Origin of the sequence: Natrinema amylolyticum (genome assembly GCF_020515625.1) — an archaeon.
GTDB lineage: Archaea > Halobacteriota > Halobacteria > Halobacteriales > Natrialbaceae > Natrinema > Natrinema amylolyticum.
In genome coordinates this window covers 641,466-655,348 of sequence record NZ_JAIWPJ010000002.1, presented here as the reverse complement: position 1 = coordinate 655,348, position 13,883 = coordinate 641,466, and the positions used below count along the sequence as shown (strand labels likewise).

Sequence of the window (13,883 nt, the reverse complement as noted above, 5' to 3'; positions counted from 1 at the left end):
TACCTGTGCATGCATGAGGTTTTCTACCATGGAACGGTATGTCGTTGCGAGCGACGGATCGACGCCCCACCCGGCGCTGCCGGCGTCGCCGGTGCGAGTTCGCCGTCGGGGAAACGCTGACGGCTATTCGTGCGTACAATTCACACGATGGAGCTCACGCGATCGCTCGTGGAATCACGGGCGAGCGAGTATCGGGAGCGAGAACCCCTGTACCCCGTCGAGCGGGAACAGCTCGAGACGCTCCCGACAGTGTTCGAAACGGGCGAGTACGGCCGCCGTGACGCGGCCTGGGTCGTCAGGTGGTACTATCGGCGATTCCTCGGGGAGTATCCCGACGACGAGCGACGGGAGGCCGAGGAGCGTTTTCGGAGCAACGATTTCGAGGCCGTCCGAAACGCCGTCGCCGACGCCGTCGACGCGAGCGACGCCGCTGCGGGAATCGACCGCCTGACTGACCTCCGGGCCGTCGATGTCCCCGTCGCTTCGGCGTTTCTCATGTTCATCGACCCCGAGGAGTACGTCGTCGTCGGTCCCCGCGAGTGGTCGACGCTCCGGGAATCGGACGACCCCACTCAATCATACCCGGATCCGCCGTCGATTTCGCAGTACGAAACCTATCTGGAGCGCTGCCGTTCGCTCGCAGCCCGCTTCGACTGCGATCTGTGGACGGTGTATCGGGCGCTCTGGCGGCTATCGGAATACGCGACCGAGTAGGGCCACGACTCGAGTGTTCGACCAGAAGTTTTTGGTATCGCTGGACGAACGGTCGACCATGAACCGCGAAAACGGCCGAGACGGGCGCACGGGCGTCGTCCTCGCAGGCGGTCACTCGACCCGCTTCGGCGATGACGACAAGGCCGTCGCCGACCTCGCCGGGACACCGATGATCCGCCGCGTCGCCGACCGGATCGAGCCCGTCGTCGACGACCTGGTCGTCAACTGCCGCGAAGCGCAGGTCCCGACGATCCGCGAGGCACTCGAGGGCGGATCCGACGCCTCGTTCGCGGTCGATCCGATCCCCGACCGCGGGCCGATGGCGGGGATCATGACCGGGCTTCGAGCGGCCGCGGGCGAGTACGCCCTCGTCGTCGCCTGCGACATGCCCTTCGTCGACCCCGACCTCGTCGATCACCTCTTCGACCGAGCATCGGGCCACGAGGCCGCGGTCCCGCGGCTCGACGACCAGTGGTTCCAGACCACCCAGGCCGTCTACCGGGCTGCGCCGATGATCGACGCCTGTGAGCGCGCTCTCGAGCGCGACGAGAGGCGGATCGTCGAGCCCCTGCTGGACCTCGACTACGTCGTCCTCGACGAGGACGAAATTCGCGAGTACGCGGCCCTCGAGACCTTCGAGAACGTCAATACCCGCGAGGAATTCGAGGCGGCAGTCGAGCGACTCGAGTAACGGTCGGCCGTCGGTTACGGCGACTCTCGGGAGAGAAACGGAGATACGGCGGAGACGGACGCATCGACTCCGCGGTCGGATCGGGGGTCGGATCCGCGGTCGGGAACAGAATCAGCAGCCCCGGACGCTATAACGTCTGCATACCGTCCCGGGGACCGCGTCACTCACGCCACGCTCGAGGCGGCGTAATCGACGATCTCCTCTTCGGCGGCCTGGGTCTTCATCGCCTCCCAGTCCTCGAAGTCCGTCATGTCCGCGACGTAGGTATCGAGTCGCCGGCCGCGCACGTGCCGGATGTTCCGCGAGTCCTCGAGCGACCACGGACTCGCCTCGCAAAACGCGGTAAACGAGTCGAACTGCGTGTGGTCGCGCATGAACGATTCGGAGAAGAAGTCGTCCGATCTCACCCGCGTCCCCGCTTGTAGCGTCCCGATTCGGGCTACCGCCGTCTGGAGGCGCCCCTCGAGGTCCACCAGGTCGCCGGTCCGAAGGTCCATACTAGCACGCCACAGTTCGGGACTTATAAGCGCCCGGCCGGTCTGGACCGGCCCGCCCTTCGCCGCCGGACCGATATCTGGCCGACTCCCGACCGGTCAGAGCTCGAGAACGTCTCGCGCTTGCGACGGCGTCGCGACTTCGCGGCCCAGTTCTTCGGCCGTGCGGACGACTCGTTCGACCAGTTGCGCGTTGCTCTCGGCGATTTCCCCCCGCCGATAGTAGACGTTGTCCTCGAGCCCCACGCGGACGTGACCGCCGAAGAGCAGTCCCATCGTCGCGAACGGCAACTGATGACGGCCAAAGCCGAGCGTATTGAACAGCGCTCCCTCGGGGAGGTTGTCGATCGCGTTCAGGAAGTTCCGCGGCCGCGGCGGGGTCAGCGTGCCGGGCCCGAAGATCAGCGTCGCGTAGACCGGCTCGGCGAGGTCGCGGCGCTCGAGCAGTCCGTGAACCTCGTTGATGTGGCCGTTGTTGAACACCTCGAGTTCGGGCTTGATCCCTCGTTCGACCATCTCCTCGTGGAGGGAGTCGACCAGCCCGCGGGTGTTCTCGCTCGTGAGGTGCTCGTAGCGGTTCAGCGGGCCCATATCGAGCGAGGCCATCTCCGGGGCGGGATCGGTTCGCAGCGGCAGATGCCGGTCCTCGTCCGGCGCACCCGTTCCGCCGGTGGAGTGCTGGATGATCACGTCGTCCGCGTACCGGCGGATGGCGTCGTCGATCTCCTGAAACCGCTCGGTTGCGAACGTCCGTTCACCGTTCGGCCGGCGCGCGTGGACGTGGACGACGGACGCCCCGGCGGCCTCCGCCTCGGCCGCCGCCTTTCCGATTTCCTCCGGCGTCTCGGGGAGATGGGGGGTCGTCTCCTTGCCGTGGACGCCGCCGGTCAGCGCCGCCGTGACGACGACCGGCTCGCCGTCGAGGAACTCCCGGTAGGTCACGCGTCCTCACCCGCCGTTCCCTCCGCGTCCGCCGTTCGGCCGCCGCTGCCCGCGGTCTCCGCGTCGTCGGCGTGCTCGCGGTAGATCTCGCAGTCGCGGTCGTGGACGAGGTCGTAGCGGTCGTTGCAGATGTCGGCCCGCATCGGCTGAACGAACCGGTCGGCCGCCGTGCAGTATGCGCGCGCCTCGTCGAACGGATCGCGGTCGGGATCGTCCGACCCGTCCCTGTATTCCAGGTATGGACAGCCCATACCCCTCGTTACGTCCGCGGGGTGTTAACAGTCGTTGCCGCCTCGTTCGGTCAAGTCGCGCCTCGAGTCGCAGAAACGCGGAGCCGACCGCGGTCGGTCCGGGCGGTAACCCGCGCGTCACCGGGTGACGCGGCCGCGAGCAAAGGATTCAAGCAGTGGGTCCTTAGGGACGATCATGTCACCGAACACGCCCGGACTCCACCACGTCACGGCCATCGCCGGCGACCCGCAGGAAAACGCCGACTTCTACGTCGGTACGCTCGGACTGCGGTTCGTCAAGCGGACCGTCAACCACGACGATACGGGCACCTATCACTTCTACTTCGGCGACGGCGAGGGCTCGCCCGGCACGAACATCACCTTCTTCCCGTGGACCGAGCAGGGTCGTCAGGGCCGGTTCGGTGCCGGCCAGACGCAGACGACCGCCTACGGGATTCCGGCGGACTCGGTCGACTACTGGCGCGACCGCCTCGAGTCGAAGGGCGTCGAATTCGAGGCGGAGGAACGGTTCGACGAGACCGTCCTCCGGTTCGCGGATCCTGACGGGATCGAACTCGAACTGGTCACGGCCCCAGACGCCGAGTTCGACGCGACGCCGTGGGAGGACGGCCCGGTTCCGACCGACCACCAACTGCGAGGCTTCTACGGCGTCACGCTGGCCGTCGACGACTACGGCCCCACCGAGGCGATTCTGACCGACGTGCTCGGCTACGAACTCGAGGCAGAAGCCGACGGCCGTCGCCGCTACCGGAGCGCGACCGGCGGCCCCGGTTCGCTCCTCGACCTCGTCGAGACCGACGCCGGCCGCGGGCAGATGGGCGTCGGAACCGTCCACCACGTCGCGTTCGAAGCCGAGAGCGTCGAAGAACAGGAGCGCTGGCGCGAGGCCTTCGCCGACGCGGGACTCGCCCCCTCGGAGGTCATCGACCGGACGTACTTCCAGTCGATCTACACCCGCGAACCCGGCGGCGTGCTCTTCGAGATGGCGACGACGGGCCCCGGCTTCACTGCGGACGAGGACCTCGCGGAACTCGGCTCGCGGCTCACGCTCCCGGAGCGGCTCGAGGACGAGCGCGAGGAGATCGAGGCGCAGTTGCCCGAATTCGACGGCCCGAACGTCGACTCGGCCGGGGACTGACTCGATCCGTCCGAACTCGCCCGCCACAACCCCTTTGACCGATCTCTCCCTACGGAGCGTATGAAATTCGCTGTCTTCGGAGCCGGCGGCATCGGTGGCTACCTCGGAGCGCGGCTGGCGGACGCGGGCCACGAGGTCCATCTCGTCGCAAGGGGCGACCACCTCGCTGCGCTCCGTGGCGACGGCCTGCGCGTCGAGAGCATCCGCGGCGATACGTCGGTCGAGCTCCCGGCGACCGACGACCCGGCCGACATCGGGCCCTGTGACGCCGTCCTGTTCTGCGTGAAGGCCCACGACACGCGAGACGCAGCGACCGATCTCGAGCCGCTGCTCGGCGACGACACGGCCGTGGTCTCCTTCCAGAACGGCGTCGACAACGAACGGTGGCTCGCCGAGGCGATCGGCGAGGACCACGTCGTCGGCGGGGTAGCCTACATCTTCTCGACCATCGGCGCGCCCGGCGTCGTCGAGCACACCGGCGGTCCGGCCCGATTTCTCTACGGCGAACTCGACGGCGAGCGAACGGCCCGAATCGAGCGACTCGACGACGCGCTCTCGGAGAGCGAGGGCGTCGACGCGGTGCTCGCCGAGGACGTCACCATCGAACTCTGGCGGAAGTTCGCGTTCATCTGCGCCCAGGCGGGGATGACCGCGACGACTCGACTCCCGGTCGGCGAGCTCCGCGAGACCGACGCCTCCTGGGAGATGTACCGCCGGATCATCGAGGAGGTCTGTGCCGTCGGCAGCGCGGAGGGCGTCGCCCTCCCCGACGACACCGTCGACGAGTGGCTCGAGTTCGCCCGCGAGCTCGACCCCGACATGTACTCGTCGCTGCACTACGACCTGACACACGACAAGCGACTGGAACTCGAGGCGCTCCACGGCTCCGTCGTTCGACACGCGGACGAGGTCGGCGTCGAGACGCCGATGAACGAGGCGGTCCACGCGATCCTGCGTCCCTGGGCCGAGCGAAACGAGCGGTAATCGGCGGCGAGCGCTCGGCGCTCGAGCGTTCGATATCGGCCGCGACCGCGAACGGGCGGCCGCCGCTCTCGCTTTTAACACCGATCGCCCCGTAGGAAGCCCATGACGAGCGCCGACTCGAGCGACCGCGACCCGTCGTTCCGATTCGAGTACGACCCCGCGACGATCAGGTTCGGTGCCGGCTGCACTGACGACCTCGCGACCGAACTCGAGGCGCGGGGCCTCGAGCGCGCCCTGGTCGTCTGCGGCTCGACCGTCGGGAGCACGCCCGAAGTCATCGACCCGGTCAGGACCGGTCTCGGCGATCGGCTGGCCGGCGTCTTCGACGAGACGACGCCGAAGAAACGACTCGCGACGGCCGTCGACGGACTCGAGCGACTGCGGATCGAGGACGCCGACGTTCTCGTCAGCCTCGGCGGCGGCAGCAGCCTCGACGTCGCGAAAGTGATCAGCGTTCTCGCGGCGAGCGACCGACCGGCGACGGACGCGGCCGCGGAGTTCGCCGAGATGGGGACGATTACCGTCCCCGAAGACGGACTGGTCCCGATCGTCGCGGTCCCCACCACGCTGGCCGGTGCCGACCTCTCGATGGTCGCCGGCGTCACCGCCGCGCCCGAGTCGGGGCTGGTCGATGAGGAGATCGGTGGCGGCATCTCGGATCTGGGACTGATGCCCGCGGCCGCGTTCTACGATCCGGAACTGGTCGCGACCACGCCCGACTCGATACTGGCGGGCTCGGCGATGAACGGCTTCGACAAGGGAATCGAGACGCTCTACGCGAGCAACGCGACGCCGGTGACCGACGCGACGGCGAGACACGGCCTCGAGAAGCTCGAGGACGGGCTCGGCGCGTTCGGCGACGGCGACCGCGATATCGAGACCTTCGAGACGATACTCGAGGGGATCGTGCTCGTCCAGTACGGTATCTCGCGGCCCGGCGAGACGACGGCGTCGATCATCCACGCCTTCGGGCACGGACTCACGCGCACCTACGACGTCCAGCAGGGGGCCGCACACGGCGTCGTCATCCCCCACGTCCTCGAGTACTGCTTCGGACAGGAGGGCGTGGACGCCCGCTCGGGGATGCTCGCGAACGCGCTCGGCGTCGACGAGGCCGTCGATCACGAGGCCGCAGTCATCGAGGCGGTCACCGAAATCCGCGACGGGCTCGGACTCCCGTCGCGCCTGCGAGACGTCGACGGCCCGGAACCCGAGGAGTTCACCGCGGTCGCCGAGGCGATTCTCGAGGACCCGTTCATGGCCAACGCGCCGCCGGGGCTCGATCCCTCCGTCGACGAGATCGAGGGCGTGCTCGAGGCGGCGTGGTAGCCGCGATCCGCGATCGTCGTTACCGATCGCCGCTCGCGTTCGGCTCCGCCTCTCGCTTCGCTCTCGCGTCGACCGGTGGCGGCGGTTCGACGCCGCGTCGCGGCGGCTCGAGACCGGGGTGGAGCGGCGAGCAGGCTCTGACGACGTAGATCGACAGGATCGTCCCGCCGGCGGCGAGGACGAACAGGACCGTCGGATCGGCGAGGTGGACGATCTCGAGGACCGTGAGGCCGAACCCGCCGGCCAGGAGGGAGATGACCTGTCCGACGGAGACCCAGTCGGGAACGCGCTCGACGATCGCCGTCCGATAGTAAGTCGCGTAGAGGAATCCCGACCACGCGCCGAGGAGCACCGCCGGCCAGTACTCGACGGGCCGTGGGAGTCCCGTCTCGCTGTGAACGAACCCGACCAAGAGCGGAAGGCCGATGGCTAGCGTCACGAGCTCGCCGCGACGCCCCTCCGGGAACTGCCAGCCCCCGTCGTCGTCCCGGAACCACTCGCGGAGTCGTCCTCGGCGTGCCATCGCCGGTCGCTTCACCGCGAGCGACCGTGAACGTTTCTATCAGTTGTCGTTTCGGTCGCGGTCAGAAGGGGGCCTGCGGGCCATCGTTCGCCGTGGCGTCAGAGGTGGTGGCCGTCGCCGTCGCTTCGGGTCCATCGCCGGCGTCGGTCTTCCCGATCAGGACGCGGAACTCGCCGGGCTCTTTCAGCCGGTATTCCCACCGGAACTCGGGGCCAGCCTCGGCCTCGAACTGATGATAGAGCGGCTTCGGATCGTGATCGTTGACCAGCACGAACCCCTCGCCGGGCTCGAGAGCCGCGTACGACTCGAAGATACGCTCGTGGCGCTCGGCGGGCGGCCGATCGCGGACGTCCAGCTCGGTCGTCACGTCCAGTTCGGCCGCCGTCTCGTCGGTCGCGTCCGTCGACGCCGGCTCCTTAGTGATGCGGACCCGGCATCGGCCGGCCGCTCGCTCCTCGACCGTCCACTCGAACGTGTCGCCGTACCGCTGTTGGAACTCCCGCTGCAGCGGTTTCGGTTCGTGGGGTGCGACGACTGCCATCGACTGGCCCGCCTCGAGGTTTCCGTACCGGTGGTGGATCGTCGGATGACGGTCTTCCTTCGGAATCTCGCGCACGTCGAACGTCGCCGCGACGTCGCTGTCCGAGTCGTCGTCGCTCTCGCCCGTCTTCCGAATTTCGACGCGCCACGCTCCTGAGTCGCGACGCTCGTACTCCCAACCGACGACGTCGCCGTGGACCGACCGCAGTTCGTGGTACAGCGGCTTCGGATCGTGGTCGTTGACCAACACGAACCCTTCGCCCGGATCGAGCGACTCGAACGTCTCGGTGAGGACAGCGTGGCGGCGTTGGGGCGGCAGTTCCCGGACGTCGAACTCCGGAACGGCCGCGTCCGACGGTGCCTCGCGTTTCGTCACGCGCACCTCCCGCGTCTCGGGCCCCGACCGCTCGGTGACCCACTCGAGCGTCGCCCCCCGCGCGATGCGGTACTGGCAGAGGGCGGGCTCGACGGTCTCGTCGGCGGTGACGACGACCGTGTCGCCGGGAGCGGCGTCGTCGAGGCGGTCGAAGACGCGGTCTCGTCGCTCCGTCGGGGACTCGTCGGAGACGTCGATAGTAGACTCCATTAGTACACACACGGGCCCCGACCGAAATACGAAATTGGGCGAATATATTCGGCTCAGGGACGGTCCGCTCGGCGGTCAGTTCGACGGGGCGTCGAGATCGAACAGTTCCGCGACGGCTCGAGCCGTCTCATCGTCGCGGTCCGCGGCCCGCTCGAGCGCCGCTTCCGGCGGTGCGAGGATCCCGTCGACGATGTCGTCGGCCAGTCGCTCGAGCCGCTCGCGCTCGGCGGTCGTCAGCTCTCGCCGTGCATCGAGCGCCGAGAACGCGGCCTCGAGTTCGTCGCGTTCGATGGCCTCGGCTCGCCGACGGAGCCGCCGCTCGACGGTTCGAGCGTCGAGACCGGACGCTGACGGCTGCTCGTCCCGCTGGGTGAACACGGTCGTCGCTGCGGGCGACAGCGGCAAAGAGGTGCTCCCGAATCGGTTCGCCTCTCGTCGACCTCGGCCCCGAGTCGTCCTCTCGGTCAGACGCGACAATCCATCCGACGAGATTCGACTCGTTACGTTCTCGAGACTCGAACCGCTACGCGTCCTCGACGTACGACGGCCGCTCGGCGTACTCGATCGGGTCGCGGACGCCGACGGTCTGGAACGCCTGCAGGCGGAAGGCACAGGCATCGCAGGTACCACAGGCGGGTTCGTTCTCGCGGTAGCAACTCCAGGTGTGCTCGTAGGGGACCTCGAGTTCCACCCCCCGTTCGGCGATGTCGGTCTTCGACCACTCGACGAACGGCGCTTCGATCGAAATCTCGGTCTCGGGTTTCGTCCCGACGTCGACGACCCGCTCGAAGGCCTCGAAGAACTCGGGCCGGCAGTCGGGGTACCCCGAGAAGTCCTCGCTGTGCGCGCCGATGAAGACCGCCCCGCAGTCGTTCGCTTCGGCGTAGGAGACGGCCATCGCGAGCAGGTTCGCGTTCCGGAAGGGGACGTACGAGGTGGGGATCTCGTCGCTCTCCATGTCGGCGTCCGCGACGGCCATCTCGTCGTCCGTGAGACTCGAGTCCCCGATGGCCGAGAGGTGGCCCGTCTCGATCTGCAGGAAGTCCGCTGCGTCGAACTCGTCGGCCAGTCGGCGAGCGCACTCGAGTTCGCGGTCCTCGGTGCGCTGGCCGTACGTGGTGTGCAGGCAATAGATCTCGTAGCCCCGCTCGCGGGCCTCGGCGGCGGCGGTGGCGCTGTCCATGCCGCCCGAGAGGAGGACGACGGCGCGGTCGGCGGACGATTCGTCGGTCGTGGCGTCAGTGGTCGCGTCGGTCATGGTGGTTCGAATCGGCTGCTTATGTTTCGGGCGCGTCGTTCCAGAGGTCGACGTGCAGTCGCGGCGTGTAACGGAAGCCGTACTCCATCGCGAGGTCCGCGACGCGAGTGCGGGTCTCCGCGAGTCGCTCTCGAGTCGCCCCTTCGGGCATCAGGAGGACGTCGTCGTCGCCGACCGGAACGTCGGCGGCGTCGCGGAGGTCCGCGAGGAGGTCGAGGATCTCCGGCATGTCCTCGGCGTCGGTCACGACGAACTTCAACTGAACGTCGTAGCTCTCTACGAGTCGGGCGAGCGAATCCATATCGATCCGGTCGCGCTCGTGGCGCGCTTCCCACTCGCCCTCCCCTTTGGGATCGCGCTCGGGCGTCGGCGTACTGCTCTCGAGTTTCGGGCTCACGGACGCGAGGTCGATCGGTGCGTCCCGATAGATCGTCCCGTTGGTCTCGACGGTGGTGTGATACCCCCGCTCGTCGAGGGCCTCGAGCAGGGCGGTGCTCTCCTCGTGGAGCAGCGGTTCCCCGCCGGTGAGGACCACGTGATCGGCGTCGTGAGACTCGATCTCGCCGAGGATCTCATCGAGATGCATCTGAGCGTGGGTCGGCTCCCAGGAGGTGTGATAGGAGTCACAGAACCAACACCGGAGGTTACAGCCGCTCGTACGGACGAACACCGACGGCACGCCGGCGAGGGTGCCCTCCCCCTGCAGGGAGTAGAACAGTTCGTTGATCGGGAGCCCCGCGGCCGATTCGCCGTCTCCGGTTTCGGCGGTAACGTCGGTCTCGCCGTCGGACTCGCGGTCGACCGAATCGGATACCGGCATCTCAGATCTCGCTCCCGCCGCAGAGTTCGCTCGTCTCGTTCACCTGAACGGCGACGTCGGTGACCGTCTCGGGCAGGGCCGCCTCGAGTTTCCGTTCCAAGAGCACGCTCATCACTTCCGCGGTCGGCGGGTGTTCGAGGACGACGACCCCGTCGGCGTCGCCGGCCGCTTCGAAGGCCTCGACGAGGGGGTCGCCCGCCTCGAGCAGGAACATGTGATCCCACTCAGATATTACGTCGGTAATATCTCCTTTGTCCGCCACCCACCCCTCCTCGGTCAGGCGTCCCGCGACGGTGACGGCGACCTCGTAGTTGTGGCCGTGGGGCCGAGAACACTTGCCGTCGTGGTGTCGTATCCGGTGACCGGCGCTGATACGGATGGGGCGATCTCGCCCGACGTGGAGGACGCGATGGGTCCCGACGATTGCATCGTCCGTTGCAGTGTCCGTCGCAGCATCGGATGCAGCGTCGCGGTCATCGACTGGTACGGTCATACCACCGTATTCCTCCGAGAATACTTAAGGATGACCGAACGGCGATGGCCGGGGAACGACATCGGTGGCCGCGGACAGGTGTGAGTTCCGACCGAGGTCCTGAGGAGCGAACAACTGACACCGCCGTGCGACCGACTGCCGTCCGCTGTGTCGACGGTTCGAACTGCTTGTGCCGGCCGTTCAACGCGTCCGCTGTGCTGACATCCCAAATCTTTCACTGTTCTGACATCCCAAAGCCACCGCTGTGCCGGCAGATAGAACACGCGGTAACGCATCGCCGCGTCTCGAAAGCCGAATCGGCAGTCGGATCCTCCGCCCGTCGCTATGCGTCGCTCTCCCGTCCGAGAGCAGGCGGCGTTCGGTCTTAGTCCTCGAGTTGGTCCTGTAACTGGTTTTTCGCCTCAGTACGGCGTTTCCGCGAGAACGCGGGATCGTCGTCGGAGAAGTCGATTTCGATCTCGTCCAACGTTCGTCGGTAGATGTTCGTTCGTCGCCCCTCCTCGGAGAGTTGGCGCCCCTCGCAGGTCAACAACCCGGCATTGACGAGTTCTTCGATTCGACGATAGCAGGTCGCGATCGGAATCTCGATATCCTTGCTCAGTGCTTGTGCCGATTTCGGTGTTCCCGCCGCACAGAGGATTTCTGCGCTATATTTGTTCCCCAGCGCAGAGAGGACTGCAGCCGAATCCACCTCGTTGTATTCTGTTCGACCCCGAGACATACTCTCCCTCTTACCAATAATCTGGATTGAATCTTATGGTTACCGAGAGTACTCCTTTATGAGACAGTCAGGATATATTGTATTTCTCTGCGAGCAATCGCGCTTCGATCGAAGGTTCGACCGCGACGACAGCGGCAAGGAGGGCGAGACCCATTTGAAGGGCGGGCTCGAACGAGGCGGTATGAATGTCGCGGTCGTAACGGTCGGAGACGAACTGCTCGCCGGACGAACGACGGACACGAACGCCACGTGGCTCTGCGAACGCCTCGCCGGTCGCGGCGTCACCGTCGAGCGGGTGACCACGGTCCCGGATCGGGTCAACGATATCGCCCGTGTCGTCAACGAGTACCGCGCCGAGTACGACGCCGTCATCGTTACCGGCGGCCTCGGGCCGACCCACGACGACGTCACCATGGACGGCGTCGCGGCCGCGCTCGGCAGGTCAGTCGAAGAGCACGACGTCGCCCTCGCCTGGCTCGAGGAGGACGGCTACACCCGCGACGACCTCGCGTCGGGAACGGCGGACCTCCCAGCGGGCGCGCGAGCGCTGCACAACGAGACCGGCGTCGCCCCCGGCGCGGTTCTCGAGGGCGTCTACGTCCTCCCCGGCGTCCCCTCGGAGATGAAAGCGATGTTCGAGTCGATCGCCGAGGAGTTCACGGGCACGCCGACGTATCGAGACGCGGTCGTCGCCGACGAGCCCGAGAGCGCGCTGCTCGATCGGATCGCAGCGCTCCGCGAGCGGTTCGACGTCTCCGTCGGCAGCTACCCGGGCGAGTCGGTCCGGATCGAACTCGAGGGGCCCGACGAGGAGACCGTCGCGGAGGCGGCCGCGTGGCTCCATGAACGGGTCGACTCACCGTGAGGACGGAGGCGGGAGCTAGCGGTAGAACGAGATCATCCAGGCGATCGTCACGAGCAGGCCCAGGGCGAGCGCGCCCCAGCCGACGATCGCCATCGGCAGCTCCGGTTCCGTTTCCGTCGCGAGAACGGCGGCCTCGATCAGTGCAGACATGGTCGGCGATCGGTTCGCATCCCTCTTAACCTTTCAGAAACCGGGCCGATCCCCGAACGGTCTCGAGTACGAACACGGTGTCCTCTCGAGACGCGGCTCCGACGGTCTCCCTACGATACGGCTTTCCCACTGGCGTCCCCACGTCTCGCTATGGAGTCCATCGGTGTCGTCGTCAATCCGATCGCGGGGATGGGCGGCCGGGTCGGGCTGAAGGGGACCGACGGAAACGTCGCGGAGGCGCGTCGCCGCGGTGCCGAGCCGCGAGCGCCGGATCGGGCGCGCGAGGCGCTGCGATCGCTGCACCGACGCGCGCCCGACCTCACCGTCTACACGGCCGCGGGTGTGATGGGCGAGCGCGCGGCGAGAGACGCCGGCTACGAGCCCGAAATCGTCTACGATCCGGCGGAGAGAAGCCGCGGAGCCGAATCGACCGAACCGAGCGATTCGACGAGCGCAACCGAACCAGCGACCGCGGAGACGACGGCGGCCGATACCCGGGCGGCCGTTCGAGCGCTGCTCGAGCGCGATGTCGATCTCGTCTTCTTCGTCGGCGGCGACGGCACCGCGGTCGACGTCGCCGAAGTGCTCGAGGCGGAGCGCGGCGAGAGCGACGACACGCCGATGCTCGGCGTGCCGGCCGGCGTCAAGATCTACTCGTCGGTCTTCGGCGTGACGCCGGCCGACGCCGGCCGGATCGCCGCCGAGTTCGACCGCGTCGAGCCTCGCGAAGTCAACGACATCGACGAGGACGCGTACCGCGAGGGCGAGGTCCGGACGGAGCTCAAAGCCATCGTGCCGGTCCCCGTCGCGCCGGCCGTCCAGTCGGGCAAACAGGTCTCGAGCGGGAGCGTCGACTCGCTGGCCGCGGGGTTCGCGCGCGAAGTCGAGCCCGGCCGAACCTACGTCTTCGGCCCCGGCAGTACCGTCGGCGCGATCGAGACGGAGTTAGGGATCGACCCCTCACCGCTGGGCGTCGACGTCTGGCGAGCCGCCGAAACGGAGGACTCGGACGGCGACGCGGGCGATCAAGCGGCCGAGCGCGGGGAGCTACTCGCCCGCGACGCCGCGGAATCCGACATTCTCGACGTCCTCGCGGACCCGATCACGATCGTCGTCTCGCCGATCGGCGGACAGGGGTTCGTTTTCGGTCGAGGCAATCACCAGATTTCGCCCGCAGTGATCCGGCGGGCCGACGACATCGCGGTCGTCGCCGCCGGCGAGAAACTCGACGACATCGATTCGTTGCGCGTCGATACCGACGACGCGGAACTCGACGACGAACTCCGCGGCTGGCTGCGGGTTCGAACCGGCCGGTTTACGACCCGACTCGTGAACGTCGTCTAGGGAGTCTCCATAATGACTACAGGGGACCCCCGTAGCGACT

At 67.5% G+C, this 13,883-nt stretch carries 18 protein-coding genes; 7 read left to right on the top strand and 11 right to left on the bottom strand.

What is annotated here, in order from left to right; all coding sequences use genetic code 11:
• Nucleotides 1–147: 147 nt before the first annotated feature.
• Both LDH66_RS13485 and LDH66_RS13480 read left to right on the top strand, forming a co-directional pair.
• Entirely contained in the window at nucleotides 148–714 is a 567-nt protein-coding gene (locus tag LDH66_RS13485; RefSeq protein WP_226481591.1) for a hypothetical protein, read from the top strand.
• A gap of 58 nt (nucleotides 715–772) precedes the next feature.
• Nucleotides 773–1,405: a molybdenum cofactor guanylyltransferase gene (locus LDH66_RS13480; protein ID WP_226481590.1), complete on the top strand. Its 633-nt coding sequence runs from the start codon at nucleotides 773–775 to the stop codon at nucleotides 1,403–1,405.
• Nucleotides 1,406–1,569: 164 nt separating this feature from the next.
• Here the strand turns inward: LDH66_RS13480 and LDH66_RS13475 are convergent, their stop codons facing one another.
• The 3 genes from LDH66_RS13475 to LDH66_RS13465 form a co-directional block, all read right to left on the bottom strand.
• Complete coding sequence (locus LDH66_RS13475) at nucleotides 1,570–1,902, bottom strand: hypothetical protein (RefSeq protein WP_226481589.1); 333 nt, start codon at nucleotides 1,900–1,902, stop codon at nucleotides 1,570–1,572.
• A gap of 96 nt (nucleotides 1,903–1,998) precedes the next feature.
• A complete protein-coding gene (locus LDH66_RS13470; RefSeq protein WP_226481588.1) occupies nucleotides 1,999–2,841 on the bottom strand; it encodes a beta-keto acid cleavage family enzyme in 843 nt (280 codons plus the stop codon).
• Nucleotides 2,838–3,092, bottom strand: a complete 255-nt coding sequence (locus tag LDH66_RS13465; RefSeq protein ID WP_226481587.1) for a hypothetical protein — start codon at nucleotides 3,090–3,092, stop codon at nucleotides 2,838–2,840. The genes LDH66_RS13470 and LDH66_RS13465 overlap by 4 nt, the downstream gene beginning before the upstream one ends.
• Nucleotides 3,093–3,267: 175 nt before the next feature.
• Here LDH66_RS13465 and LDH66_RS13460 point away from each other — a divergent pair, with 175 nt between their 5' ends.
• The 3 genes from LDH66_RS13460 (at nucleotide 3,268) to LDH66_RS13450 (ending at nucleotide 6,543) form a co-directional block, all read left to right on the top strand.
• Nucleotides 3,268–4,230, top strand: a complete 963-nt coding sequence (locus LDH66_RS13460) for a ring-cleaving dioxygenase (RefSeq protein WP_226481586.1) — start codon at nucleotides 3,268–3,270, stop codon at nucleotides 4,228–4,230.
• A gap of 60 nt (nucleotides 4,231–4,290) precedes the next feature.
• On the top strand, nucleotides 4,291–5,214 hold the full coding sequence (locus LDH66_RS13455) for a 2-dehydropantoate 2-reductase (protein ID WP_226481585.1): 924 nt from the start codon (nucleotides 4,291–4,293) through the stop codon (nucleotides 5,212–5,214).
• A gap of 102 nt (nucleotides 5,215–5,316) precedes the next feature.
• A complete protein-coding gene (locus tag LDH66_RS13450; RefSeq protein WP_226481584.1) occupies nucleotides 5,317–6,543 on the top strand; it encodes an iron-containing alcohol dehydrogenase family protein in 1,227 nt (408 codons plus the stop codon).
• Between the two features lie 19 nt (nucleotides 6,544–6,562).
• Here the strand turns inward: LDH66_RS13450 and LDH66_RS13445 are convergent, their stop codons facing one another.
• The 7 genes from LDH66_RS13445 to LDH66_RS13415 form a co-directional block, all read right to left on the bottom strand.
• Nucleotides 6,563–7,066 carry a hypothetical protein gene (locus LDH66_RS13445; RefSeq protein ID WP_226481583.1) on the bottom strand — a complete coding sequence of 168 codons (504 nt, stop codon included), beginning with the start codon at nucleotides 7,064–7,066 and terminating at the stop codon, nucleotides 6,563–6,565.
• A 61-nt stretch (nucleotides 7,067–7,127) separates the two neighbouring features.
• Nucleotides 7,128–8,192: a DUF2249 domain-containing protein gene (locus LDH66_RS13440; protein ID WP_226481582.1), complete on the bottom strand. Its 1,065-nt coding sequence runs from the start codon at nucleotides 8,190–8,192 to the stop codon at nucleotides 7,128–7,130.
• Between the two features lie 75 nt (nucleotides 8,193–8,267).
• The gene (locus tag LDH66_RS23135; RefSeq protein ID WP_226481581.1) at nucleotides 8,268–8,570 is read right to left on the bottom strand and encodes a hypothetical protein; all 303 of its coding nucleotides are present in this window, start codon (nucleotides 8,568–8,570) and stop codon (nucleotides 8,268–8,270) included.
• A 145-nt stretch (nucleotides 8,571–8,715) separates the two neighbouring features.
• Nucleotides 8,716–9,450 (bottom strand): 7-cyano-7-deazaguanine synthase QueC, encoded by a 735-nt coding sequence (gene queC / locus LDH66_RS13430; RefSeq protein WP_226481580.1) that lies wholly within the window; start codon nucleotides 9,448–9,450, stop codon nucleotides 8,716–8,718.
• Nucleotides 9,451–9,469: 19 nt separating this feature from the next.
• A complete protein-coding gene (locus LDH66_RS13425) occupies nucleotides 9,470–10,270 on the bottom strand; it encodes a 7-carboxy-7-deazaguanine synthase QueE (RefSeq protein ID WP_226481579.1) in 801 nt (266 codons plus the stop codon).
• 1 nt (nucleotide 10,271) lies between these two features.
• Nucleotides 10,272–10,763 (bottom strand): 6-pyruvoyl trahydropterin synthase family protein, encoded by a 492-nt coding sequence (locus LDH66_RS13420; RefSeq protein WP_226481578.1) that lies wholly within the window; start codon nucleotides 10,761–10,763, stop codon nucleotides 10,272–10,274.
• Nucleotides 10,764–11,127: 364 nt separating this feature from the next.
• Nucleotides 11,128–11,484 carry a winged helix-turn-helix domain-containing protein gene (locus tag LDH66_RS13415; RefSeq protein ID WP_226481577.1) on the bottom strand — a complete coding sequence of 119 codons (357 nt, stop codon included), beginning with the start codon at nucleotides 11,482–11,484 and terminating at the stop codon, nucleotides 11,128–11,130.
• A gap of 181 nt (nucleotides 11,485–11,665) precedes the next feature.
• Here LDH66_RS13415 and LDH66_RS13410 point away from each other — a divergent pair, with 181 nt between their 5' ends.
• Nucleotides 11,666–12,349 carry a competence/damage-inducible protein A gene (locus LDH66_RS13410; RefSeq protein ID WP_226481576.1) on the top strand — a complete coding sequence of 228 codons (684 nt, stop codon included), beginning with the start codon at nucleotides 11,666–11,668 and terminating at the stop codon, nucleotides 12,347–12,349.
• A gap of 15 nt (nucleotides 12,350–12,364) precedes the next feature.
• Here the strand turns inward: LDH66_RS13410 and LDH66_RS22975 are convergent, their stop codons facing one another.
• Nucleotides 12,365–12,499 (bottom strand): hypothetical protein, encoded by a 135-nt coding sequence (locus LDH66_RS22975; protein WP_264182406.1) that lies wholly within the window; start codon nucleotides 12,497–12,499, stop codon nucleotides 12,365–12,367.
• Nucleotides 12,500–12,649: 150 nt separating this feature from the next.
• Between LDH66_RS22975 and LDH66_RS13405 the strand changes: the two genes are divergently transcribed.
• Nucleotides 12,650–13,843: an ATP-NAD kinase family protein gene (locus LDH66_RS13405; RefSeq protein ID WP_226481575.1), complete on the top strand. Its 1,194-nt coding sequence runs from the start codon at nucleotides 12,650–12,652 to the stop codon at nucleotides 13,841–13,843.
• The last annotated feature ends 40 nt before the right edge of the window (nucleotides 13,844–13,883 follow it).